Source organism: Streptomyces sp. NPDC002076 (assembly GCF_053593835.1).
Map to the genome: position 1 here is coordinate 47,998 of NZ_JBSFDI010000008.1, position 23,097 is coordinate 71,094.

Consider the following 23,097-nt stretch of genomic DNA (forward strand, 5'->3'; position numbering starts at 1 on the left):
TTCGGGCCCTCAGGCCCGCGGATACCGGACCAGCCACCCCGGCGACGAGCCGGCGGGACCGTGCAGGGCCGGGCCCTGGGTCATCTCCATCGCGAAGTCGTCGGCGAGTTCCAGTACCGTCGGCCGGCCCTCCAGCTCCGCCACCCAGGCGGGAGGGAGGGCCGTTTCGCCGTGGAGGGCGCCGAGGAGGCCGCCGGTGAGGGCGCCGGCCGCCGCCGACGGGCCGCTCTGGTTCACCGCCAGGCACAGCCCGTGCCGCATGTCCTCCCCCACCAGCGCGCAGTACACCGCCGCCGCGAGCAGCCCGTCCGCCGTACCGTCGCCCGCCAGTTCCTCCACCCGCGTCGGACTCGGGATCCCCTGCCGCACCGCCCCGAGGGCATGCTGCAGGGCGTCCGAGACGGGCTGGTGGCCGGGCCGGGCGGCGAGCAGGGCGAGGGCCCGCTGCACGGCACCGTCCAGGCTCTCGCCCCGGGCCAGCGCATGCACGATCACGGCGTACGCGCCCGCCGACAGGTAGGCGAGGGGGTGCCCGTGGCTCTGCGCGGCGCACTCCACCGCGAGCTGCGCGACGAGCTGCGGCTCCCAGCCGACCAGCAGCCCGAAGGGCGCGGACCGGGCCACCGCCTCCGGTCCCAGCTCGCCGGGGTTCTTCGGTGCCTCCAGCGTGCCCATGACGTCGTCGCCGAACCCGACGAGCAGCGCCCGGCTCGGATCCCGGCGGGCGTACAGCCACTCCTCACGGGCCAGCCAGCCGTCGTCCTTGCGGCGCTCGTCGGGCCCCCAGTCCCGCTGGGTGGCGGCCCAGCGCAGATACGCCCGGTGCAGATCGGTCGGCGGATGCCAGGCGCCGGTGTCCCGGCGGACCTGGGCCCTTATCAGCCCGTCGACGCTGAACAGGGTGAGCTGGGTGTGATGGGTGACCGTGCCGCGCCGCCCGTGTCCGAAGGCCAGGTCGAGCAGGCCCTCGGGGCCGTACGCGGCCCGGATCTCCTCCAGGGACAGCGGGTCGGCGGGCCCGCCGAGCGCGTCGCCCACAGCGACCCCGAGCAGGGTGCCGCGCACCCTGCTGCGGAAGTCCTGCTGCTCGGATCGGCCCCAGACGGCGCCGGATGTCGCACTCACTCAGACCTCCTCACGGCACCGTCCGTCCGTACGACGCTCAGCACTGTAATCGACGCGGAACGGTCCGTTCACAGGGGCAAATCACCACCCAGGGGTCATTCCCGCGTCATTCCCGCCCGGCCATGAGCGCTTCGACCCCGTCGAGGATCCGGTCGAGCCCGAAGTCGAGCGGGTCGGTGCCGGTCGGTTCGAAGGCGCCGTCGGCGATGGCCCGGGTCAGGGCCGGGAACCGGTCCGCATGGCGTTCGAGCACCTCGCCGGTGAGGCGGTCCCATTCGCGGTCCTTGTACGCGTCGAAGTCGGCCGTCTGCTGGGCGAGGCTGCGCACCAGACCGACGACCAGGACGAAGACCTGGTGCCGCTGGGCCGCCGACAGGCCGGTCGGCTCCAGGACCGCGTGCGCCGCGTCCAGCCAGCCGAGCTGGTGCGGGCCCATCACCTGGCGGCGCATCGCGGTGGCGGCGAGCGCCCAGGGATGGGCCCGGTAGAGGTCCAGGCACCGGCGGGCCCACAGCCTTGTCCCGGCCCGCCAGTCGCCCTCGGCGGCGGAGAGGTCGGGGACCTCGGCGAGCATCGACTCGATCATCAGCTCGACCAGCTCCGCCTTGCCGGGCACATAGCGGTAGAGCGCCATCGCCGAGACGCCGAACTCGGCGGCGACCTTGCTCATCGAGACCGCTTCCAGCCCCTGGGCATCGGCCAGTTCGACGGCCACCGCGGCGATGCGCTGCGGGGACAGCGTCGGCTTGGGGCCGCGCGTGGGCTGCCCCTGTTCTCCCCACAGCAGCGCGAGGACCGTCCGCGGATCGCGGTCCTGCTCCTGCCGGCTCTTCCGCCCGCCCATGGTGTCCCTCCCGATCGCCGCGCCGCGAAGCCCGTTGACTCCGACAGACAACTGTATATATCGTAAACACATCGAACAGCTGACGGCATAAACAGTTTAGGGGGAACACCATGCTGCTCACCTACCGGGCCCTCAAGCGCCGCGCCCTCGCCAGGAAGCTCGCGATCACCACCCCGAACGGCATCGACGAGTCCTCGTACGTCCGTATCGGCGGCATCGACCAGTGGATCTCCGTCCGCGGCGAGGACCGGACCAACCCCGTGATCCTGGAGATCCACGGCGGCCCCGGCTCCTCCAACCTGATCTTCACCCCGCGCACCCGCGCCTGGGAGCGGCACTTCACGATCGTCCGCTGGGACATGCGGGGCGCCGGCAAGACCTTCGCCGCGGGCGGCCCGGAAGGCCAGGGCGAGCTCACCCTCGACCGCCTCTACGAGGACGCCCTCGAGGTCACCGACCACATCCGCACCCGCCTGAACGTGGACAAGGTGATCCTCCTCGCCAACAGCTTCGGCACGGTCATCGGCCTGCGCCTGGTCCGCGACCACCCCGAGCGGTACTCGGCGTACGTCGGCACCGACCAGAACATCGTCGGCGGGGACCGGGACAGCTCCGCCTACGAGGCGCTGCTGACCCGCCTGGAGAAGGCGGGCCGGAAGAAGCAACTGGCGAGCATGACCGCCATCGGCCCCGACCGGTCGGCCTGGTCGGCCCACGAATGGGCGGAGTACGCGAAGACGGTGGTGACGACCGACCCCCTCACCTACGACACCATGAAGACGGTCGTCATCCGCTCCCTCTGGTTCTCCCCCCTGCACACCCTCCGCGACCTGCGCACCTACCTGAAGGCCCAGACCTTCTCCGAGACGCTCGGCCCCCAGGCGATGACGATCGACGAGTACGCCGAGGGCACCGTCTTCCGCCTCCCCTTCTTCGTCTTCCAGGGCGAGAGCGACGTCCTCACCCCACCCGAGCCGGCCCGCCGCTTCCACGAGTCGGTCACGGCCCCGGTGAAGGACTTCGCCCTGATCGCCGAGGCAAGCCACTTCGCGTCCTTCCGCCACCCCGACCACTTCCTTGACCTGCTGCTGACGAAGGTGCGGCCGGTGGTGACGGGGGACGCGGCGGTGCGCTGAGGACGGGGCGTCAGGGCCGGGTCAGCCGTACCACGTGACGTTGCCGGCCGACTTTGACCTTGATGCCCACCTGGGCGCCCCCAGGCAGGGCAGCCCCGCGTCAGTTGACCGAGGACGGGTGGTGGCGCGGGGGTGGGGGCTCCGGCGCGGAGAGGCGGGTGGCGTGGGACTCGTCCGCCTCGGCCTGGGCCTCCGCGCCGAGTCGGCGGTGCACCTCCGCCCGGCGGTGCAGCGCCCAGACGTAGACCGGGTTGAGCGCCAGGGCGCGGTCGAGGTCGGCGAGGGCCTCCTGGAGGCGGCCGAGGTTGGCGTAAGAGGCACCCCGGCTCGCGTACGCCGAGGCGTAGTCGGGGTCCAGGGCGAGCGCGCGGTCGTAGTCGGCGAGCGCCTCCTCGTCCCGGCCGGCCACCCGGAGCGCGTCACCGCGTTCGCAGCGGCCCCAGGCCCAGTCCGGCTGAAGGGCGAGGGCCCGGTCCAGGTCGGCGAGCTGCCGGGTGCGGTCCCGGCGGGCGCGCCAGAGACGGGCCCGCCGGGCGAGCGCCCACGCGTAGTCGGCGTTGAGATCGAGCGCCCGGTTCAGATCGGCGTGCGCCTCGTCCAGCTCGCCGAGGGCCAGGCGGGCGGCGCCCCGGGAGGCCCAGGCGAAGGCCTGGCCGGGGTCGAGCCGGATCCCCTGGTCGAGGTCGGCCACCGCCTCCTCGTACCGGCCCAGGATCCGCAGGTGCTCCCCGCGCAGGAACATGTTGTACGGGTTGTCCGGCTCCAGCTCCAGCACCCGGCGCAGGTCCTCCAGGGCCCCCCGGTAGTCGCCGAGCGAGCTGCGCGCCAGGACCTTGCCCCGCAGGGCCCGCACCAGCGAGGGGTCGAGGGCGAGGGCCCGGTCGTACGCGTCCAGCGCGGCCTGCTGGTCGCCGCCGCGCGCCAGGGCGTCGCCCCGGACCGCGTACGCCGTCGCCCGCCAGGGCTCCTCGCCCCGCGCCCGGTCCAGCAGCACACCCGCCACCCCGGTCTCCGCGTCCGCCGCGAACGCCTCCGCCAGCGCGCCTGACCAGCCCGCCAGGTTCCGCGCGCCCGTGGCACCCGTGTCCTCGCCCGCCTCGACGAGCAGCCGCACCCAGCGCCACAGGACGTCGTCCCCGTGGTCACAGGCGGTGACGACGTCCGCCAGTACGGCGGGCAGTGCGGCGCGGGGATCCGCGCAGAGCGAGTGGTAGGACTCGGCCAGGCGCAGCTCCCGCCAGTCCTCCTCCTTCCAGAACTCCCCCGGTTCCAGGGCGGCTTCGGTCTCCGTGCGCCAGACCGCGAACGTCCGCGCGAGCCGCCGGTGCCGCTCGGCCCAGCTCCGCGGCGACTGCCGGCGCTGCAGCCGCAGCATCGGCGCGCGCACGAGATCGTGGTACCGCATCCGGTCCCCGCGCCCGCTGACGAACGGCATGCTCTGCAGCCACGCGTACAGCCCGTCGAACTCCTCCTCCGGGCACTCGACCACGGCCCTGAACACATCCGCGTCCAGCGTCCGGGGCAGCGCGCAGGCCAGCGCGGTGGCCCGGTGCACGGGGTCCTGCTCCCACTTCAGGAACCGCTCCACGGCCGTTCCGCTGGGGTCGCCCACGTCCTGAGGGTCGGCGGGGCGGGTCTCGGCCAGGGTGGAGACGAGCACCGGCAGGCCCCCGGTCAGCCGCAGCACCTCGGCGACGACCGGCTCGTCCCGGACGCCCTTGTCCGCGAGGAGTCCGCGCGCCTCCGTCTCCGTGAACGGGCCGAGCGGCACGTCCGCCACGAAGGCCGCGAATCCGGCCCAGCGGGCGGGGGCGAGCGGGAGCTGTCCCGCGGTCACCAGGACGACGTTGGCCGGCAGGGTGCCGTACCGGTCCGTCGTCATGATCTCGTGCAACCAGCCGTCCAGGAACGCGCCCGTGCGCTCGTAGGTGTCGAAGAGCAGGACGATCCACGGTGCGGCGGAGGCGAAGGCGGCCAGCTCGCCCAGCAGCGCCGGGGTCAGGACCCGCTCCGGAGACAGCACCAGGCGCACGTCCTCCTGGTTGCGCAGCCGCGCACTGAGTCCGGCCCGCAACCGGTCGGCGTTCTGGGCGAGTTGGGCCGCGTCCAGCGCGCCGGCGAACGGTCCGACGCCCGGCACCATGCCGAGCCCGACGAGCCCGGCCCGCGCCACCGCCAGCGCACCCGCCGACGGGCGCGGCGGCGCCTCCGGGTCGAGGGCGAGCGCGGCGGCCTCCGCCTCGTGCCGCCGCTCCCGGTAGGCGGCCAGCAGCCGCTCCAGCTCCTTGCACCGGTGACCCTGCCGGCCGAGCTGGTCGCAGATCGCCGCCATCGCCTCCGGCACGCTTCCGACGCTCTCGTCCACGTATGCCGTCAGCGCCCCGCGCTCGCGCGCGATCTGCTCCAACTCCCGTACCAGGAAGGTCTTTCCGACGCCCGCGTTGCCGTGGACGTGGAAGAGGAAGCGGTGGCGTTCGTCCTCGGGGGGCACGTCCAAGTTGGCGCGGAAAGCCGCCCGTTCATCACTGCGGCCGACGAACCCCGCCCGTCTGCGCCGCCCGATCAGCTCCTGCATCGACGGCCGTGCCTGCGCCATCCGTCCGCCCCTCCCGCAGCCCGCCCTCCCATTCTGGCGCAATGACCACGCGATAAGCGGGCCTTGGGCAGGGGAGAATCCAGCCATGACCACCAACCCCCCACGTCACACCGGCCTCGGCCTCGCCGCCGGCGTGCTCACCGGCATACTCGCCCTCTACATAGCCCTGGTCGCCCTCGGGAACATCACCGACTTCGGGACGAACCAGCAGTTCGTCCGGCATGTGCTGGCGATGGACACGACCTTCCACGACAAGAACCTGATGTGGCGGGCGATCACCGGCACCGGCCTTCAGGACACCGCGTACGTCCTCATCATCGCGTGGGAGACGGTGGCGGCCCTGGTGCTGATCCGGGGCACGTACCTCTGGGCGCGGCGCAAGGACGACGACCTCGCGCGGCGCTGGTCCACGTACGGACTGCTGATGCTGCTGCTGCTCTTCGGTGCCGGGTTCATCGCGATCGGCGGCGAGTGGTTCTCGATGTGGCAGTCCAAGACCTGGAACGGGCTGGAGGCCGCGACCCGTGTCTTCCTGCTCGCCGGGGTCGCCCTGATCGTCAACCAGCTGCCGGCCCGCCGCGTGGACGCTATTTGACGACGGTCACCCTGGTGCCTTGATCGCCGAAGGACCACAGGGCGGCGCCGTCCTCCTTGTGCATCCGGATGCCGCCCAGCTTCTTGCCGTCCGCCGGGGGTGGCGAGGAGCCGTCCAGGGCGTTGGAGAAGGCTATGTTCACGCCGGACACGATCGTGACGTACATGACGTGCTCGATCTCCACGCCGTCCGAGCCCCTGATGGACTGGGTGCGTTTGATGATCGAGTAACGGCCGGGCTGCGGGCTCACCGTGCCCGGCCACACCGTGAACGTCCGGGTCGCCTTGCCCGTCGCGTCGACCAGCCACACCCGCTTCTCGCCGAGCGAGTACACGATCCGGCGGCCCTCGCCCGACGCGTCCGGCAGCGCGGGCGGGGCCGGGGAGTGCGGCGCGGCGGAGCCGTGGGCGCTCGCCGATGCCGACGGGCGCGGCCCGGCCACGGCGGCCGTGGGGCGCGGCCCGTGGTCCGCCTGTACGGCGAGGGCGACGACGGCCGCGGTCGCGCCTGCCGTCAGGCCGGTGACCCAGGCCCAGGAGGGCAGTCGGGCAGCCACGGGTACGCATCTCCTCCGCTACGGGGCCCCGCCTCAGGTCGGGGGTCGGATCATCGTACTCAGTCCAGGACGGGCAGCAGCTCGGGCAGGTGGCCGTCGGAGGCCTCCGCGGCCCGCTGCCGTTCCTCCGGCACCTCGCCGTAGAGCGTGGTGCGCGGCTTCGCCGGCCGGCCGGCCGCCTCGGCCACGGCGACCAGGTCGCGGACCGACTTGTACGAACCGTACGACGAGCCCGCCATGCGGGAGATCGTCTCCTCCATGAGGGTGCCGCCCAGGTCATTGGCTCCCGAGCGGAGCATCTCCGCCGCGCCCTCCGTGCCCAGTTTCACCCAGCTTGTCTGGATGTTCGGGATCCAGGGGTGGAGGAGGAGCCGGGCCATCGCCGTCACCGCGCGGTTGTCCCGCGTGGAAGGGCCGGGGCGCGCGATGCCCGCGAGGTACACCGGCGCGTTCGTGTGGATGAAGGGGAGGGTGACGAACTCCGTGAAACCGCCCGTCTCCCGCTGGATCGCGGCCAGCGTGCGCAGGTGGCCCAGCCAGTGGCGGGGCTGGTCGACATGGCCGTACATCATGGTGGAGGAGGAGCGGATGCCCAGCTCGTGGGCGGTCCTCACCACCTCGATCCAGGTGGCCGTCGGCAGCTTGCCCTTGGTCAGCACCCAGCGGACCTCGTCGTCCAGGATCTCGGCCGCCGTGCCCGGGATGGTGTCCAGGCCGGACTCCTTGGCCGCCGTCAGCCACTCGCGGATCGACATGCCCGTCCTGGTCGCGCCGTTCACCACCTCCATCGGCGAGAAGGCGTGGACGTGCATACCGGGGACGCGCTCCTTGACCGCCTTCGCGATGTCGAAGTACGCCGTTCCCGGCAGGTCGGGATGGATGCCGCCCTGCATGCACACCTCGACCGCGCCCACGTCCCAGGCCTGCTGGGCGCGGTCGGCGACCTGCTCCAGCGACAGGGTGTACGCGTCGGCGTCCGTGCGGCGCTGGGCGAAGGCGCAGAAGCGGCAGCCGGTGTAGCAGACATTGGTGAAGTTGATGTTGCGGGTGACGATGTACGTCACGTCGTCCCCGACGGCCGACCTGCGCACGTCGTCGGCCACCTTGCACAGGGCGTCCAGCGCCGGGCCGTCCGCGTGCAGCAGGGCCAGGGCCTCGGCGTCGGTGAGCTTCGTCGGGTCGTCGGCCGCCGTCGCCAGCGCCTGGCGCACGTCGGTGTCGATGCGCTCCGGCGCCATGCCGGGGGCCGCCGCCTCGCGCAGCGCCTCCCAGTCGCCGTACACCTCGTCGAAGTCGTCGCGCCGGTCGGCCGTGCGGCCCGCGGTGTCGATCGTGCGGTGCAGGTCCGTACGGCCGGACGGCACGAAGGCCTCCTCCGGCTCCTGCCACGGGTGGCCCTCGACGGTCGCGTCCGGGAGGGCCAGGCCCGTCTCCGGGTCGGCCAGCGCGCTCACGTGCGGGCGCAGCCGCGGGTCCAGCCAGGGCTCGCCGCGGCGCACGAACTCGGGGTAGACACAGAGGCGTTCGCGCAGCTCGAAGCCCGCGGCCCGGGAGCGTGCGGTGAGTTCCTCGATCTGCGGCCAGGGGCGTTCGGGGTTGACGTGGTCGATGGTCAGGGGCGACACCCCGCCCCAGTCGTCGATGCCGGCGCCGATCAGCCGCTCGTACTCGGAGTCGACGAGGTTCGGCGGGGCCTGGAGGCAGCCGGAGGGGCCCATGATGTGGCGGGCGACGGCCACCGTGGCGATCAGGTCGTCGAGTTCGGCGTCCGGCATGCCGCGCATCGCCGTGTCCGGCTTGGCGCGGAAGTTCTGGATGATCAGTTCCTGGATGCCGTGGTAGGCCCGGGAGACCTTGCGGAGGGCGAAGAGGGACTCGGCCCGCTCCTCGTACGTCTCCCCGATGCCGATCAGCAGGCCCGAGGTGAAGGGGACGGAGGAACGCCCGGCGTCCTCCAACACCCGCAGCCGTACGGCCGGTTCCTTGTCCGGGGAGCCGTGGTGCGGGCCGCCGGGCTCGGACCACAGCCGGGTCGCGGTCGTCTCCAGCATCATGCCCATGGAGGGGGCGACCGGCTTGAGCCGCTGGAAGTCCGTCCAGCTCAGCACGCCCGGGTTGAGGTGGGGCAGCAGGCCCGTCTCCTCCAGGATCCGGATGGAGATGGCACGGACGTAGGCGATGGTGTCGTCGTAGCCGTGCGCGTCGAGCCACTCGCGCGCCTCGGGCCAGCGGTCCTCGGGCTTGTCGCCGAGGGTGATCAGGGCTTCCTTGCAGCCGAGGGCCGCGCCCTTGCGGGCGATGTCCAGCACCTCGTCCGGGGACATGAACATTCCGTGGCCGGACCGGCGCAGCTTGCCGGGGACGGTGACGAAGGTGCAGTAGTGGCATTTGTCCCGGCACAGCCGGGTGAGGGGGATGAAGACACTCTTCGAGTACGTGATGACACCGGGACGGCCCGCCTGTTCGAGACCCGCGTCGCGCACCCGGGCGGCGGACGCGGCGAGGTCGGTCAGGGCCTCGCCGCGAGCCTGGAGCAGCACCGCCGCCTCGGCGACGTCGAGGGCGACGCCGTCCCGGGCGCGTTTGAGGGCGCGACGCATGGAGTTCTCGGTCGGTCCGGTTCCGGGGGCCGCGGAAGTCGTCATCCCTTGAGCATACGTTCGGGTTGATTACGGAAGATGGCTCCCGCTCGGCCTACAGGTAACTCCCGTATTCGTCCAGCAGCCCCAGCACTTCTCCCTCCCCCGCCGGCGGCAACTGCAGTACGACCTCCTCGATGCCCAGGTCCGCGTAGTGGGCCAGCTTGCCGGGGGTGGGCTGGACCGCGTACGGGACGATCTGGAGGGCGGCCGGGTCGCGGCCCGCGTCGGCCCACAGCGTGCGCAGCACCGGCAGGGACTCGGTGAGGCCCCGGCCGCCGATCGGCAGCCAGCCGTCGGCGTACTCGGCGATGTGCGCGAACAACTTCGGCCCGGCCGTGCCGCCGACGAGCGTGCGCGGGCCGACGACCGGGCCGCGCGGCTTCCGCACCGGCTTGGGGTGGGCGTGGCTGGCCCGGACGCGGGCGAACTCGCCCTCGTAGGGCGTCGGTTCCTCGGTCCACAGCGCCTGCATCAGCCGCATCCGGTCGCGGACCAGTTCCCGGCGCGTGCGCCACTCCACCCCGTGGTCGGCGGCCTCCTCGACGTTCCAGCCGTAGCCGAGACCGAGGGTGAACCGGCCGCCGGACAGGTGGTCCAGGGTGGCGATCTGCTTGGCCAGCGCGATGGGGTCGTGCTGCGCGAGGAGGGTGACGCCGGTGCCGAGGCCGAGGCGCTCGGTGACGGCCGCGGCCTGGCCGAGGGCGACGAAGGGGTCGAGGGTGCGGCCGTATTCGCGCGGCAGGTCGCCGCCGGCCGGGTACGGAGTCGTCCGCTCGACCGGGATGTGGGTGTGTTCGGGGAGGTAGAGGCCGGCGTAACCGCGGTGTTCCAGTTCGCGGGCGAGCCGTACCGGCGCGATGGTCTCGTCGGTGAGGAAGATGGTGACGGAGATACGCATGGCCCATCTGTACCGGGCCGGGCCTCCACTGTCCATACCGACTGGTCGGCACTGTTCGCGCCGGCGGCCGTGGAACAGCCCGCATGACACCTGTCGGATGCCACTCGCCCTCTCGTCCACGGGCGTTAACGCGCGGACGGGAGAGTGGCCGCCATGGCTGAAGACACGCACGGTCAGGCTCATGGCATCGGCAGACGGGCGCTGTTCGTGACGAGCGCGGCCGCTGCCCTTACGTTGGGAAGCGTGAGCTTCGCAGCGGCGGACGGTCAGCAGCAGGAGACCCGGACGGTACCCGGCACCCTGCCGCCCGGCTCCCCCGACTTCGTGTACGTACCGGTCGAAGTACCCGCCGGCGTACGGGAGATCAAGGTCTCCTACACCTACGACAGGCCCTCGGTCCCGGCCGGCACCCAGGGCAACGCCCTCGACATCGGCCTCTTCGACGAGCGCGGCACCGAGCTGGGCGGCCGGGGCTTCCGGGGCTGGTCGGGCGGCGCCCGCACGGAGTTCTTCGTCCGCGCCGACGACGCGACGCCGGGCTACATCCCCGGCCCGGTGCGGCAGGGCACCTGGTACGTGGCGCTGGGCCCCTACACGGTGGCGCCGCAGGGACTGTCGTACGACCTGACGATCACGCTGACCTACGGCGAGCCGGGCGAGACCCCGCGGCCGGTGTATCCGCCCTCCCGGGCCAAGGGGCGGGGCCGGGCCTGGTACCGGGGCGACTGCCATCTGCACTCCTGGTACTCCGACGGCCGCCGCACCCCGGCCGAGATCGCGGCCCTCGCACGGGCGGCCGGCCTGGACTTCATCAACTCCTCGGAGCACAACACCCACTCCGCGCACCCCCATTGGGCGGACCAGGCCGGCGACGACCTGCTGATCATGCTCGGCGAGGAGATCACCACCCGCAACGGCCATGTGGTGGCGCTCGGCACCGAGCCCGGTACGTTCGTGGACTGGCGCTACCGGGCCCGGGACAACCGCTGGGCCCGCTTCGCGCGGGACATCCGCCGCGCCGGCGGCCTGGTCGTCCCCGCCCACCCGCACGCCACCTGCGTCGGCTGCGGCTGGAAGTTCGGCTTCGGCGAGGCGGACGCCGTGGAGGTGTGGAACGGCCCCTACACCCCGGACGACGAGGTGACGCTGGCCGAGTGGGACAACCTGCTGGTCGCCTCCGTGCGGCAGGGGCGGCCCTGGCTCCCGGCCATGGGCAACAGCGACGCCCACCGTGACCCGGACACGGTCGGCAGTCCCCAGACGGTCGTCCTCGCCGACGACCTGACCCGGGAGGCCATCCAGGAAGGCATCCGCGCGGGACGCTCGTACGTGGCCGAGTCGAAGAACGTGACCCTCGCGTTCACGGTGACGGGCGGACGCGGAGAGCAGGCGGGCATCGGCGAGCGGCTGCCCGTGGCCGCCGACACCCCCGTCACCGTCCGGCTGGAGGTCTCGGGCGCCCCGCGCTGCTCGATCCGTTTCGTCACCGACCAGGGTGTGCTGTTCACCAGCGATCCGCTGCCGGTGTCCGGCTCGGGCACGGCCGAGTGGCGTACGACGCCTTCCTACGCCGCCTACGTGCGCGCCGAGCTGCGGCACGAGACGGCGGCCGGGCCGGTGCCGGGCGCCCTGGCCGCCTTCACCAACCCGATCTTCCTCGGGGCGGTCGGCGGAGCGTGACCCACGCGGCCGGTCAGCTCCGTGCGGCCCTCGTCAGCTGCCGCAGTTCGATGACCGTCGCGACGGCGCGCAGCCAGCGGGCGGCCGTGTCGTCGGCGGCGACACCGGCCGCCAGCCCGGTGCCGGCGGCCAGCCAGTCGCGGATGACAGCCGTCGCCTCCGGGCGCGGCAGCGGCTCGGCGAGCCCGGCGGCGTAGGCGAGGCCGCCGGCCCGGACGGTGTCGGCGAGGAAGGCCACCGAGCGCGGCTGGGTGCCGAGGCGGTCGAGCAGCACGGCCGCGCCCGCGACGCCGTCGCCGAACAGGGCGGTGCGGCGGGGGCCGGCCGGTGCTGTGAGGCCGTAGCGGAGCAGGACGGCGATGTCGAGCCGGGCCAGCTCGTCGTCGGTGCGGTCCGGGGGCTGCGGGGCGGGGTTCGATACGGGGTTCATGTTCCGGTGTCGGTGGTGTCGGCCGGCTCAGCGGACGGTGACGGTGTAGGTGACGCGCTTGGGCGCGGACTGCCGGTACGGTGCGGTCGACGCCGGGGCCGGGTTGCCGCCGCCGTCCTCGTCGCAGGTGGTGGCGAACGTGCAGTGGGTCAGCACGATCCGGGTGCTGCCCTTGCCGGTGGCCTCGAAGGTGAAGGTGAGGCCGCTGCCGCCGCCGGCCAGGTGCTTGTCGCCGGAGTCCGCGGTGCTGTGCTGCCCGCGCTCGCGGACCACGTCGGCGTCGGGCCTGGGGTCGGACAGGTACCAGTGCTCGCGGGTGGAGGCATTCTGATGGACGGTGAGCGTGAAGCGCTCCCCGACCTTCGCGGTGATGCGGGGTTCTCCGGTGGGGTGCGCGACGGGGGCGGGTTCGTGGGTGCCCGACCCGCAGCCCGCGACGAGCGTGAGCAGCACGACCGCCGCGAAGGCACCGCCCGCCGCCCTGCCCCGACGCCAAAGGCTCCGCCTACTTCGCCGTCGGGAGGTACACGCTGTACGCGTCGTTGAGTCCACTGTCCGCTGCCTTGCTCATGTGTCCGTTGATGAAGTCGTTCTCGCTGACCCAGGTCGTCGTGCCCCAGGGGTTGTAGATCTGCAGCATGTCGCCCTCCTGGGCGATGATGGTCATCGCGTGGGCGCCGTCCTTGCCCTTGACGTCGACGGGGACCGGGCGGCCGTCCGCGACCGCCTTCTCCACATCGCTCAGCACCGCCTTGCGGTCGGCGGCACCGTCCAGGTCGTGGCGCTGGTAGTCGTCGCCGGTGGCGGCGCCGATGGTGCTGTCGGCGATGTGCTCCTGCCCGTCGGGGCCCATGCCCTCCCAGTGGTCACCGCCGTGGCCCTCCGTGTGCAGCCGGTGCTGCTCGGCCACCAGGCGCCGCTCGAAGGCCTCGGGGTCGTCCTCCTGTCCGCTGGGCCCGCCGGTGAGGCCGAGGGCGTAGAGGGGGTCGACCATGGCGCGGGCGGTGACGGTGGACGAGGCCACGCAGGTGCCCTCCGAGCCGTCGCCGCCCTGGATCCACCGCTGCCCGTCGAAGGTGACGTAGTCCTTGTTGTTGTTGGAGCCGTCGGAGGCCAGGCCCTCGTCGTCCATGCTGTCCACCTCGGTGACGACCGGCGTGAGATGCCTGCGCAGCCACTCGGGGTCGTGTCCCTGGATCTGGCCCTGGAACCGCTCGATCTCCGCCACGCTGTGCCCGGCGGCCAGGGCCTTCATCAGATAGGCCCGCTCCTGCGGGCTGCCCGACCCGGCCAGCATCTGGTCCATGGCGGCCCGGTCGGCGGCACTCAACTGGTCCATGCGCCGACCGGCGCGCTCCAGGTCGTGCGCGGTGAGGATCTCGTTCAGCACGGGGTCGCCGTCGACGGCGCTGGTCTCGGCCAGCATCAGCTTGTCGACGGCGGTCAGGTCGCCCGTGCCCAGCTTGCCGATGCGCGCCTCGGAGACCCGCTCGTTCAGGTCCCCGGCGACGGCATGGGCGGCGTCGTCGGCGGCGATCGCGGCCTCGTGCATGTCCGCGGCGCCCAGGGAGGCGAGGGAACGGGCGTTCAGCCGGACGGCCTTGTCCGCGTCGGACTCGATGAGCTCGTCGAACCAGCCGTCCTTGCCGCCGAGCATCTGGAGTGCCTCGTGCAGCGTCTCCCGCCCGCCGCTGTCCTGGCTCTGGGCGTCCTTGAGGGCGTCGGCGAACGTGAGCAGCACTTGTCCGCCGCCGTAGAGGGCCCGGCCCACCGCCCCGGCGGCCCGCCCGGCGGCGGCCACCGCGTCCGAGGCGAGGACACTCGTGTTCCCGGCCCAGACGTCCGGCAGGCCCTTCTTGGCCACCCTGTCGATGCGCTTGTAGAGGTCCCCGAGGTCCTGCTTCTGGTACAGCTTGCCCAGGAACTCCAGCGTCGCCGTGTCACCGACCGGGGCGGAGACGGCGAGCGCGTCGTTGATGGCGTCGATCAGGTCGTTCTTGCTGTCGGCGGAGGCAATGGCCCTGCACAGCTCGCCCAGCCGCTTGCTGCGGTCGCCCGTGGACTCCGTCATCGGCCGCCCTCTCAGTAGCCGGCCAGCGCCGACGGGCGGCCGGCGTGGGCGGGCATGGTGCTGGTGAGGTTGCTCTCGCCGACGGCCACGTTGTGGGCGTTCGTGCCGACGAGGCTGTCGCTGCCGTGGTACGCCCCCTTCGACAGCCGTACCTTGTCGGCCAGTTCGTGCAGCGCCGATTCCAGGGCCTTGGCCTCCGCCTCCCAGGCGGCGGCATACGCGTTGAACGCCGCGGCGGCGTCCGGGCCGCCGAGTACGTCGTCCACGTAGCACATTCCGGGCTGGATCGCCTCGCGGATCTTGCCCGCGTCGTCGCCCGCGGCGTCCAGTTCCTTCGCCTGTCCGGACATCCCGGACTTGACCGTGTAGCCGTCCGAAGACGCGCCCATCAGGCTCCCCCGTTGCAATGACCACGACCGCGGGGGAGGCTAACACGCGACAGTCGGCGGAAAGTCCAGGGGTCACACGCCCCGCACCAAGCCGCCACACCATCCGCGCCGCGGCGCCGTGCCGTCAGACCAGGAGAGCGACCCGTATGTCAGCCCCCGCAGACCGCAAGCACCGCGTGGTGACCGCCTTCCAACGGCACATCGCCAACCCGCTCAACCGGCGGCTGCCGTTCCAGACCCTCCTGGAGACGACGGGCCGCAGCTCCGGTCTGCCGCGGCAGACCCCGGTGGGCGGCCGCAAGGTCGGCGACTCCTTCTGGCTGGTCTCCGAGTTCGGCTACAAGTCCCAGTACGTCCGCAACATCCAGGCCGACCCGAGGGTCCGCGTCCGCCTCGCCGGCCGCTGGCACCACGGCACCGCCCACCTCCTCCCCGACGACGACCCGGTGGCCCGCCTGCGCGCCCTGCCCCGCTTCAACAGCGCGGCGGTACGGGCGTTCGGCACGGACCTGCTGACGGTCCGGGTGGACCTGGAGGGGTGACGGCCCTGGGTGGATCCGGTGCGGGGACGGCGGATGCCGCGTCGCCGGACGGCCCCGCTCACCCCGGCCACACGATCGCCTGCACCTCGCTGTACGCGTGCAGCGCGTAGGAGCCGACGTCGCGGCCCACCCCGCTCTGCTTGAACCCCCCGAACGGCGCCTCCATGTTGCGGCCGACGGTGTTCACCCCCACGCCCCCGGCCCGCAGCCGCCGGGCCACCCGGAACGCCCTGGCCACGTCACCGGACCAGACGTAGTCGATGAGCCCGTACGCGGAGTCGTTGGCGAGGGCGACCCCCTCCTCCTCGTCGTCGAAGGGGATGACCACGACGACCGGCCCGAAGATCTCCTCCCGGGCCACCCGCATGTCGTTGGCGCAGTCGGCGAGAAGGGTGGGCGAGACATAGAAACCCCGCTCCAGTGACGGCCGTTCGCCGCCCGCGACCACCGACGCGCCCTCCTTCCTGCCGAGTTCGACGTACGACTCGACGCGCGCCCGGTGCTCGGCCGAGATCACCGGCCCGACGACCGTGTCCGCCTCCCGCGGATCCCCGACCTTCAACCTGCGGGCGTAACCGGCGAGTTGCTCGACGAGACGGCCGTAGACCCCGCGCTGGGCCAGCACCCGGGTCGGTGCCGTGCAGATCTGTCCGCTGTAGAAGGAGAAGGTCGTACCGATGCCGGCGACGGCGGAGCCCACGTCCGCGTCGTCGAACACGACCGCCGCGCCCTTCCCGCCCAGCTCCATGAGCTGGCGTTTCATGTCCCGCCCGCACACCTCGGCGATCCGCCGGCCGACGGCCGTGGACCCGGTGAAGCTGACCATGTCGACGTCGGGGGACGCGACGGCGGCCTCGCCCACGTCGGTGGAACGCCCGGAGACGACGTTCACCACCCCCGGTGGCGCCCCGGCCGCCTCCAGTGCCTCGGCCATCCGGTACACGGACAGCGGATCCTGCGGGGCCGGCTTCACCACCACCGTGTTGCCCATGGCCAGCGCCGGCGCGACCTTGCCGGCCGGGTTGGCCCACGGGTTGTTGTAGGAGGTGATGCAGGTGACGACCCCGACGGGCTGCCGTACCGCCAGCGCGCCCAGCACGGCGGCCCGGCCCATCGGCCCGGCCTCGTTGATCTGCGGCGCGATCGCCCACTCGGCGGGCTCCACGCGCGCGTACCGGCGGAACCGGGCGGCGGCCACCCCGACCTGCATCGCCCGCGCGGTCCCCGTGGTCGCGCCGGTCTCCGCGCGGGCCAGCTCGGTGTACGGCTCCATCCGCTCGCGGATCAGGTCGGCCGCCCGGCCCAGCACCGCTGCCCGCTCCTCCGGCGAGGTCCGCGACCACGCCCCGAACGCCTCCCGGGCCGCCGCGCAGGCCGCCCGCACCTGCTCCGGCGAGGCCTCCGGCGCCCAGCCGACGGTCTCCTCGGTGGCCGGGTCGGTCACCGGGTAGTGCCCGCCGTCCGGCTCGACCCACTCCCCGCCGACGAACAGCCGCTCCCCCGTCACCTGGTGCTCACCGTCCGCGTGTCGGTGCCGGACCGCAGCACCTTCCCCGGTACGGCCCCGCTCACCACGTCGTCCCGGATCGCCTCGACCCCGTTGACCCACACGGCCCGCACCCCGATCGCCCTGGAGTCCAGCCGCGGACTGTCACCCGGCAGGTCGTACACCAGCCGGGCCTGACCGGCGTCGATGCGCTCCGGGTCGAACAGGACGAGGTCCGCATGCCAGCCCTCCCGCACCTGTCCCCGCTCCCGCAGCCCGAACAGCCGCGCCGGGTCGTCGGTCAGCATCTTCACGGCCTGCTCAAGACCGACCAGCTTCCGGCCGCGCAGACAGTCCCCGAGGAACCGGGTGGTGTACGGCGCCCCGCACATCCGGTCCAGATGCGCGCCCGCGTCGGAACCGCCGAGCAGCACGTCCTCGTGCTGCCAGGTCTCGGCGCGCAGCGCCCAGGAGGCCGGGTCGTTGTCGGTGGGCATCGGCCACAGCACCGTACGCAGCTCGTCGCTCGCGCAGATCTCCACCAGGCAGGCGAACGGGTCCTGCCCCCGCTCCTTTGCGATGTCCCGTACGACCCGGCCCGTGAGCCCCCGGTTGGCCTCGCTGTAGGTGTCCCCGATGACGTACCGGCCGAAGTTCGCCAGCCGCCGGAAGACGCCCGCCTCCTTCGACCGGGCCCGCCGCAGCATCTCCGCCCGGACGGCGGGGTCCCGGAGCCTGGCGATCCGCTCCGGCACGGGCAGCCCGAGGATCGGACCCCACCCCGGGATGAGGTTGAGGGCGCAGAAGGTGCCGAGCGACATGTTCATCGGGGTGAGGATCGGCATGGTGAGCGCCACCACCCGGCCACCCGCCTTCCGGGCCCGCTCGCTCGCGCTGAGCTGCCGCGGCACCCGCTCCGGTACGGCCGCGTCGACGGTGAGCACGTTCCAGTTGAGCGGCCGGCCGGCGACCGCGCTCATCTCCACGAGCAGATCGATCTCGTCGTCACTGAACTGATCCAGACAGCCGGCGACGATCGCCTCGATCTGCGTCCCCTCGTGCTCGCCGACGGCCCTCGACAGCGCCAGCAGCTCCGCCGGTTGCGCATGCCGGGACGCGACGGGCTGCCCGTCCCCGTCCGAGTGCGTACCGGACTGCGTGGTGGACAGCCCCCAGGCCCCCGCGTCCATCGCCTCGTGCAGCAGCCGCAGCATCGCGCCCAGTTGCTCCTCGCTCGGCTGCCCCCCGACGGCCTCCGGCCCCATGACGTACCGCCGCAGCGCGCAGTGCCCGACCATGAATCCGGCGTTGACGGCGATCCGCCCGTCGAGCGCGTCCAGGTACTCCCCGAAGGAATGCCAGCTCCAGGGCGCCCCCTCCTCCAGCGCCACCAGGGACATCCCCTCCACCCTGGACATCATCCGGCGCGTGTAGTCGGCGTCCTCGGGGCGAGCGGGGTTCAGGGGTGCGAGGGTGAAACCGCAGTTCCCGGCGGCGACGGTCGTCACCCCGTGGTTGAGGGAGGGCGTGGCGTACGGGTCCCAGAAGAGCTGGGCGTCGTAGTGGGTGTGGGGGTCGACGAAGCCGGGGGTGAGGACGAGGCCGGAGGCGTCCTCGGTGGTCCGGGCGTCCTCGGTGACGGTACCGACGACGGCGATTCGGCCGCTGCGGATGCCGACGTCGGCGGTACGGGCGGGCGCACCGGTCCCGTCGACGACGGTCGCCCCGCGGATGACATGATCAAGCATGCGGTAACTCCTTGAGACACGTGCGGGATGCCTGCCTAAGGGGCGCGGGGCCGTATCGATATGCGGCTCCGCCGCGTGGGCGCGACCAGCCACACACAACCCGCACCCGGCAGCGGCGCTTACGAGGCAACCGCTGCTCGGAACCGCGAAGTCCGGTGGACCGGATCCGTGTCGATCTTCGGGATCACGTGCTCCCCGATCAGCCGGATCGTCTGCAGCGTCTCCTCCTTCGGCACGCCCACCGGCAACCCGAAGCTCAGCTGGTCGGCACCCGCCTGCTCCCACCGCTTGCACTGCCTCAGCACCTCGTCGGGGTCACCGCAGATCAGCAGCTCCTCCTCCACCAGCAGCTCCACGAACTCCGGCGTGTACTCGGGCAGCGTCTCCGGCCACACGGGGAAGCCCTCGGGGCGCGGGAAGGTGTCGTGGTACCGGAAGACGAGCGAGGGCAGATAGTGCAGCCCGCCGTGCACAGCGATGTCGATCGCCTCGGCATGCGTCGGCGCACAGATCGCCGTGGTCGTGACCATCACGTTGTCGTTGACGAAGTCCCCCACCGGCTCCGCGTTCACGACCGCCGTCTTGTACTGCTCCAGCACCCACTCCATGTCGGAGACCTTCTGGATGCTGAACCCGAGCACGCCGAGCCCCTTCTTCGCGGCCATGGCGTACGACGGCGGGGAGCCGGCCGCGTACCACATCGCCGGGTGCGACTTCCCGTACGGCTTCGGCAGGACCTTGCGCGGCGGCAGCTGCCAGTGCTTGCCCTGGAAGCCGGCGTACTCGTCCTGGAGCCACATCTTCGGGAACTCGGCGATGGTCTCCTCCCAGATCTCCTTGGTGTAGTTCATGTCGGTCACACCCGGTATGAACCCGAGGATCTCGTGGCTGCCGGCCCCCCGCCCGCTGCCGAACTCGAAGCGCCCCTCGCTGAGGTGGTCCAGCATGGCGACCTTCTCGGCGACCTTCACCGGATGGTTGACCTGGGCGAGGGGATTGAAGATCCCCGACCCCAGATGGATCCGCTCCGTCGCGTGCGCCAGATACCCCAGGAACACATCGTTGGCGGACAGGTGCGAGTACTCCTCCAGGAAATGGTGCTCGGAGGCCCAGGCGTACTTGAAGCCGGACTTGTCCGCCTGGATGACGTACTCGGTCTCCTCCATCAGCGCCTTGTGCTCGGCCAGCGGGTCGGTCTCGGCGCGCTTGCCCACGTATCCCTGTACAAAGAGCCCGAATTCCAAGGCGGTTCACCGTCCTCAGTCTCTTCTGACGCATCGTCAGATACTCTGTCGGCCGACTGTCGCACCGGCCGCCGCGACCGTCAATAGCTGACGGTTCGTCAGATGACACTGACCCCCGCCAGCCACCCGCCGTCGATCACGAACGGCTGCCCGGTGATGTACGACGAGTCCGCCGAGGTGAGGAACAGCGCCAGCCGCGCCACCTCCTCCGGCTGCCCGACCCGCCCGAGCGGCACGAGCCTTCGGTACAGCTCGTCCAGGGCCCGGCTCATCTCCTCCGGGTCGGCGTCCGGGTCCAGGCGCGCCGGGTTGGACATCGGGGTGTCGATGGCGCCCGGACAGATCGCGTTGACCCGGATGCCCCGGCCCGCCAGCTCCAGCGCGGCCACCCGGGTCAGCCCCAGCACGGCGTGCTTGGTGGCGGCGTACGTCCCCACGGCCGCCATGCCGGTCAGCGCCGTGTAGGAGGCGGTGTTGACGATGGTCCCGCCGTCGGCCATCTCGGGCGCCACCGCCTTCATGCCCAGGAAGCAGCCGACCTGGTTGACCTGCACGACCTGCATGAACTCGGCCAGCGGGGTGTCCACGAGCGCGTTGAAGCGCAGGATCCCCGCGTTGTTCACCAGCCCGTCGATGTGCCCGTACGCCGCCTTGGTGGCCGCCACGGCCGCCCGCCAGCCCTCCTCGGTGCCGACGTCGAGATGGACGTACAACGCGCCTATCTCCTTGGCCAGGGCCTCCCCCTGGTCGTCCAGCACATCGGCGACGACCACCCGCGCCCCCTCCGCCCGGAAGAGCCGCGCCTCCTGCTCACCCTGCCCGCGTGCCGCCCCGGTGATGACGACGACCCGCCCGTCCAGCTTGCCCATGGACTCCTCCTCAGTTCAGCCGGGGTGCGACCTCCGCCCCGAACAGGTGGATCTGCTCGATGAGTTCGGCCCGGCTCCGGCTGCGGAACCGCACCTGGATCTGGTTCACACCCATCGCCCGGTACGCCCGTAGCGACTCGGCGATCTCCTCCGGCGGCCCGGTGAGCGTCCGCCGTCCGACCTCCCAGCCGGCCCGTCCGACGTACAGCGGCTCGGCGATCGCGCCGACGGTGAACGGCCCCTCGATGCCGGCTTCGGCCCGCAGGCGCCTGAGCCTCGCGATCTGCGCGGGCAGCCGGTCCCGCGGATCCCCCTGCGGCAGCCAGCCGTCGCCCTTGAGCGCGGCCCGGCGTACGGCGGCGGGCGAGGATCCGCCGACCCAGAGGGGGATGTGCGGCTGGGCCGGCCGGGGCCGCTGGCCGAGCCCGGCGAAGTCGTGGATCTTCCCGTGGTGCTCGGGGAACTCCTCCGGCCCGAGGGCGGCCCGCAGCGCGTCGATCGTCTCGTCCAGTACGGCTCCCCGCCGCTCGAAGTCGGCCCCGAGCGCCTCGAACTCCTCCCGGACGTGCCCGGCCCCGACCCCGAGGACCAGCCGGCCGCCGGAGAGGTGGTCGAGGGTGGCGTACTGCTTGGCGGTGAGGAGCGGGTGCCGTAGCGCCACGACCGCCACATGGCTGAGCAGGCGCACCCGCTCGGTCACGGCGGCGAGGTGGGCGAGGGTGGCGACCGGGTCGTACCAGACCGTGCCCATGGCGGGGGCGAGCCGGTGCGGCACGCCCACGTGATCGCAGGCGGCGAGGTACTCGAACCCGGCCCGGTCCACGGCCCGCGCGACGGCCACCAGATCCTCCGGCCCGGCCCCGGCCTCCCAGCCTTCCGCGAACAGGGTGCTCTGCGCCTGCACGGGCAGCTGGATGCCGTACGCCAGGGCGCTCACCGCCACAGCCCTTCGGGGGTGAGCCCCAGCAGCTCGATGGCGTTGCCGCGCACGATCCGCTCGACCACGTCCGCCGGCAGATGCCCCATCTGGGCCTCACCGACCTCGCGGGACTTGGGCCAGGTGGAGTCGGAGTGCGGGTAGTCGGTCTCGTAGAGGACGTTGCCGACCCCGATGGCGTCCAGGTTCCTGAGCCCGAAGGCGTCGTCGAAGAAGCAGCCGTAGACGTGCTCGGAGAACAGCTCGGACGGCGGCCGGGTGACCTTGTCGGCGACCCCGCCCCACCCTCGGTTCTCCTCCCACACCACATCGGCGCGCTCAAGGATGTACGGGATCCACCCGATCTGCCCTTCCGCATACATGACCCTGAGGTTCGGGAACCGCTCGAACTTGCCGCTCATCAGCCAGTCCACCATCGAGAAACAGCAGTTGGCGAAGGTGATGGTGGAGCCGACGGCGGGAGGGGCGTCGGCCGAGGTGGAGGGCATACGGCTGCTGGAGCCGATGTGCATGGCGACGACCGTGCCGGTCTCGTCGCAGGCGGCGAGGAAGGGGTCCCAGTCGTCGGTGTGGACGGACGGCAGCCCGAGATGCGGGGGTATCTCCGAGAAGGCGACGGCCCGGACGCCGCGCGCGGCGTTGCGCCGCACTTCCGCCGCCGCCAGCTCGGCGTCCCACAGGGGTATGAGGGTGAGCGGTATCAGGCGCCCGTATGCCTGAGCCCCGCACCACTCCTCCACCATCCAGTCGTTGTAGGCGCGCACGCACAGCAGGGCGAGTTCCTTGTCGGCGGCCTCGGTGAAGGTCTGCCCGCAGAAGCGGGGGAAGGTGGGGAAGCAGACGGCGGACTGCACATGGTTGACGTCCATGTCGGCGAGCCGGGCGGCCACGTCGTACGACCCCGGGCGCATCTGCTCGTACGTGATGACTTCGAGTTTGACCTCGTCCCTGCTGTACCCCACGGCGGTGTCGAGCCGGGTGAGGGGCCGCCGCAGATCCTCATAGACCCACCAGTCGCCGAGAGGCCCTTCGGTACTGCCGGGTTCGCCCATGACGGGCTTGAAACGCCCGCCCAGGAAGGTCATCTCCTTCAGCGGGGCGCGCACGATCCGGGGCCCGACGTCCCGGTATTTCCCCGGCAGCCGGTCCTGCCAGACGCGGGCGGGCTCAACGGTGTGGTCGTCGACGGAGATGATCAGCGGGAACTGTGTGGTCTCCATGGCCCTCACGGTAGCGCTGATCTGACGGTGCGTCAGCTAGTGAGCGCCTGCGGGTGCTTGCGAAGAGGGTGTGAGGAGTTTGTGTGCTG

Annotated in this window: 20 protein-coding genes; 4 read left to right on the forward strand and 16 right to left on the reverse strand. The window is 72.2% G+C overall.

Translation table 11 applies throughout. The features are described from left to right. Positions 1-9: 9 nt before the first annotated feature. On the reverse strand, positions 10-1,125 hold the full coding sequence (locus tag ACWCQS_RS18560) for an ADP-ribosylglycohydrolase family protein (RefSeq protein ID WP_451005392.1): 1,116 nt from the start codon (positions 1,123-1,125) through the stop codon (positions 10-12). Positions 1,126-1,231: 106 nt separating this feature from the next. Then, positions 1,232-2,020: a TetR/AcrR family transcriptional regulator gene (locus ACWCQS_RS18565; protein WP_451005393.1), complete on the reverse strand. Its 789-nt coding sequence runs from the start codon at positions 2,018-2,020 to the stop codon at positions 1,232-1,234. A gap of 59 nt (positions 2,021-2,079) precedes the next feature. Between ACWCQS_RS18565 and ACWCQS_RS18570 the strand changes: the two genes are divergently transcribed. Then, positions 2,080-3,105: an alpha/beta fold hydrolase gene (locus ACWCQS_RS18570; RefSeq protein WP_451005394.1), complete on the forward strand. Its 1,026-nt coding sequence runs from the start codon at positions 2,080-2,082 to the stop codon at positions 3,103-3,105. 100 nt (positions 3,106-3,205) lie between these two features. Here ACWCQS_RS18570 and ACWCQS_RS18575 read toward each other — a convergent pair whose 3' ends face one another. Beyond that, positions 3,206-5,701: a tetratricopeptide repeat protein gene (locus tag ACWCQS_RS18575; protein ID WP_451005395.1), complete on the reverse strand. Its 2,496-nt coding sequence runs from the start codon at positions 5,699-5,701 to the stop codon at positions 3,206-3,208. Between the two features lie 85 nt (positions 5,702-5,786). Here ACWCQS_RS18575 and ACWCQS_RS18580 point away from each other — a divergent pair, with 85 nt between their 5' ends. After that, entirely contained in the window at positions 5,787-6,296 is a 510-nt protein-coding gene (locus ACWCQS_RS18580; RefSeq protein ID WP_451005396.1) for a DUF2165 domain-containing protein, read from the forward strand. Here the strand turns inward: ACWCQS_RS18580 and ACWCQS_RS18585 are convergent. From ACWCQS_RS18585 to ACWCQS_RS18595, 3 genes are read right to left on the reverse strand one after another with little or no spacing between them, the layout of a single operon-like run. Further along, positions 6,289-6,852: a hypothetical protein gene (locus ACWCQS_RS18585; RefSeq protein ID WP_451005397.1), complete on the reverse strand. Its 564-nt coding sequence runs from the start codon at positions 6,850-6,852 to the stop codon at positions 6,289-6,291. The genes ACWCQS_RS18580 and ACWCQS_RS18585 overlap by 8 nt on opposite strands. A gap of 59 nt (positions 6,853-6,911) precedes the next feature. Continuing rightward, positions 6,912-9,497: a bifunctional FO biosynthesis protein CofGH gene (locus ACWCQS_RS18590; protein WP_451005398.1), complete on the reverse strand. Its 2,586-nt coding sequence runs from the start codon at positions 9,495-9,497 to the stop codon at positions 6,912-6,914. A 49-nt stretch (positions 9,498-9,546) separates the two neighbouring features. Next, entirely contained in the window at positions 9,547-10,392 is an 846-nt protein-coding gene (locus ACWCQS_RS18595; protein ID WP_451005399.1) for an LLM class F420-dependent oxidoreductase, read from the reverse strand. Positions 10,393-10,545: 153 nt separating this feature from the next. Between ACWCQS_RS18595 and ACWCQS_RS18600 the strand changes: the two genes are divergently transcribed. Beyond that, positions 10,546-12,072, forward strand: a complete 1,527-nt coding sequence (locus ACWCQS_RS18600; RefSeq protein ID WP_451005400.1) for a CehA/McbA family metallohydrolase — start codon at positions 10,546-10,548, stop codon at positions 12,070-12,072. A 13-nt stretch (positions 12,073-12,085) separates the two neighbouring features. Here the strand turns inward: ACWCQS_RS18600 and ACWCQS_RS18605 are convergent, their stop codons facing one another. From ACWCQS_RS18605 to ACWCQS_RS18620, 4 genes are read right to left on the reverse strand one after another with little or no spacing between them, the layout of a single operon-like run. Further along, positions 12,086-12,502 carry a hypothetical protein gene (locus ACWCQS_RS18605; protein WP_451005401.1) on the reverse strand — a complete coding sequence of 139 codons (417 nt, stop codon included), beginning with the start codon at positions 12,500-12,502 and terminating at the stop codon, positions 12,086-12,088. 27 nt (positions 12,503-12,529) lie between these two features. Continuing rightward, positions 12,530-12,955: a protease inhibitor I42 family protein gene (locus ACWCQS_RS18610; protein ID WP_451005402.1), complete on the reverse strand. Its 426-nt coding sequence runs from the start codon at positions 12,953-12,955 to the stop codon at positions 12,530-12,532. Between the two features lie 52 nt (positions 12,956-13,007). Further along, on the reverse strand, positions 13,008-14,573 hold the full coding sequence (locus tag ACWCQS_RS18615; protein ID WP_451005403.1) for a peptidoglycan-binding protein: 1,566 nt from the start codon (positions 14,571-14,573) through the stop codon (positions 13,008-13,010). An 11-nt stretch (positions 14,574-14,584) separates the two neighbouring features. Next, entirely contained in the window at positions 14,585-14,962 is a 378-nt protein-coding gene (locus ACWCQS_RS18620) for a hypothetical protein (protein ID WP_451005404.1), read from the reverse strand. 146 nt (positions 14,963-15,108) lie between these two features. Here ACWCQS_RS18620 and ACWCQS_RS18625 point away from each other — a divergent pair, with 146 nt between their 5' ends. Then, positions 15,109-15,504: a nitroreductase/quinone reductase family protein gene (locus ACWCQS_RS18625; protein WP_388630338.1), complete on the forward strand. Its 396-nt coding sequence runs from the start codon at positions 15,109-15,111 to the stop codon at positions 15,502-15,504. A gap of 58 nt (positions 15,505-15,562) precedes the next feature. Here the strand turns inward: ACWCQS_RS18625 and ACWCQS_RS18630 are convergent, their stop codons facing one another. The 6 genes from ACWCQS_RS18630 to ACWCQS_RS18655 form a co-directional block, all read right to left on the reverse strand. Beyond that, positions 15,563-17,011, reverse strand: coding sequence for an aldehyde dehydrogenase family protein (locus tag ACWCQS_RS18630; protein ID WP_451005405.1), 1,449 nt, complete (start codon positions 17,009-17,011; stop codon positions 15,563-15,565). After that, the gene (locus ACWCQS_RS18635) at positions 17,008-18,738 is read right to left on the reverse strand and encodes an N-acyl-D-amino-acid deacylase family protein (RefSeq protein ID WP_451005406.1); all 1,731 of its coding nucleotides are present in this window, start codon (positions 18,736-18,738) and stop codon (positions 17,008-17,010) included. Before ACWCQS_RS18635 ends, ACWCQS_RS18630 begins: the two co-directional genes overlap by 4 nt. A gap of 119 nt (positions 18,739-18,857) precedes the next feature. Then, positions 18,858-19,982 carry an LLM class flavin-dependent oxidoreductase gene (locus tag ACWCQS_RS18640; RefSeq protein ID WP_450982962.1) on the reverse strand — a complete coding sequence of 375 codons (1,125 nt, stop codon included), beginning with the start codon at positions 19,980-19,982 and terminating at the stop codon, positions 18,858-18,860. A 98-nt stretch (positions 19,983-20,080) separates the two neighbouring features. Beyond that, the gene (locus ACWCQS_RS18645) at positions 20,081-20,851 is read right to left on the reverse strand and encodes an SDR family NAD(P)-dependent oxidoreductase (protein WP_451005407.1); all 771 of its coding nucleotides are present in this window, start codon (positions 20,849-20,851) and stop codon (positions 20,081-20,083) included. A 10-nt stretch (positions 20,852-20,861) separates the two neighbouring features. Beyond that, complete coding sequence (locus ACWCQS_RS18650) at positions 20,862-21,788, reverse strand: LLM class F420-dependent oxidoreductase (protein ID WP_451005408.1); 927 nt, start codon at positions 21,786-21,788, stop codon at positions 20,862-20,864. Continuing rightward, a complete protein-coding gene (locus ACWCQS_RS18655) occupies positions 21,785-23,008 on the reverse strand; it encodes an amidohydrolase family protein (protein ID WP_451005409.1) in 1,224 nt (407 codons plus the stop codon). Before ACWCQS_RS18655 ends, ACWCQS_RS18650 begins: the two co-directional genes overlap by 4 nt. Between the last annotated feature and the right edge of the window lie 89 nt (positions 23,009-23,097).

What these genes read in the sequence shown, in the direction of transcription:
- ACWCQS_RS18570 (WP_451005394.1), top strand. Translation starts at nt 2,080, where the DNA reads ATGCTGCTCACCTACCGGGCCCTCAAGCGCCGCGCCCTCGCCAGGAAG.
- ACWCQS_RS18575 (WP_451005395.1), bottom strand. Translation starts at nt 5,701, where the DNA reads ATGGCGCAGGCACGGCCGTCGATGCAGGAGCTGATCGGGCGGCGCAGA.
- ACWCQS_RS18580 (WP_451005396.1), top strand. Translation starts at nt 5,787, where the DNA reads ATGACCACCAACCCCCCACGTCACACCGGCCTCGGCCTCGCCGCCGGC.
- ACWCQS_RS18590 (WP_451005398.1), bottom strand. Translation starts at nt 9,497, where the DNA reads ATGACGACTTCCGCGGCCCCCGGAACCGGACCGACCGAGAACTCCATG.
- ACWCQS_RS18595 (WP_451005399.1), bottom strand. Translation starts at nt 10,392, where the DNA reads ATGCGTATCTCCGTCACCATCTTCCTCACCGACGAGACCATCGCGCCG.
- ACWCQS_RS18600 (WP_451005400.1), top strand. Translation starts at nt 10,546, where the DNA reads ATGGCTGAAGACACGCACGGTCAGGCTCATGGCATCGGCAGACGGGCG.
- ACWCQS_RS18605 (WP_451005401.1), bottom strand. Translation starts at nt 12,502, where the DNA reads ATGAACCCCGTATCGAACCCCGCCCCGCAGCCCCCGGACCGCACCGAC.
- ACWCQS_RS18615 (WP_451005403.1), bottom strand. Translation starts at nt 14,573, where the DNA reads ATGACGGAGTCCACGGGCGACCGCAGCAAGCGGCTGGGCGAGCTGTGC.
- ACWCQS_RS18620 (WP_451005404.1), bottom strand. Translation starts at nt 14,962, where the DNA reads ATGGGCGCGTCTTCGGACGGCTACACGGTCAAGTCCGGGATGTCCGGA.
- ACWCQS_RS18625 (WP_388630338.1), top strand. Translation starts at nt 15,109, where the DNA reads ATGTCAGCCCCCGCAGACCGCAAGCACCGCGTGGTGACCGCCTTCCAA.
- ACWCQS_RS18635 (WP_451005406.1), bottom strand. Translation starts at nt 18,738, where the DNA reads ATGCTTGATCATGTCATCCGCGGGGCGACCGTCGTCGACGGGACCGGT.
- ACWCQS_RS18645 (WP_451005407.1), bottom strand. Translation starts at nt 20,851, where the DNA reads ATGGGCAAGCTGGACGGGCGGGTCGTCGTCATCACCGGGGCGGCACGC.
- ACWCQS_RS18655 (WP_451005409.1), bottom strand. Translation starts at nt 23,008, where the DNA reads ATGGAGACCACACAGTTCCCGCTGATCATCTCCGTCGACGACCACACC.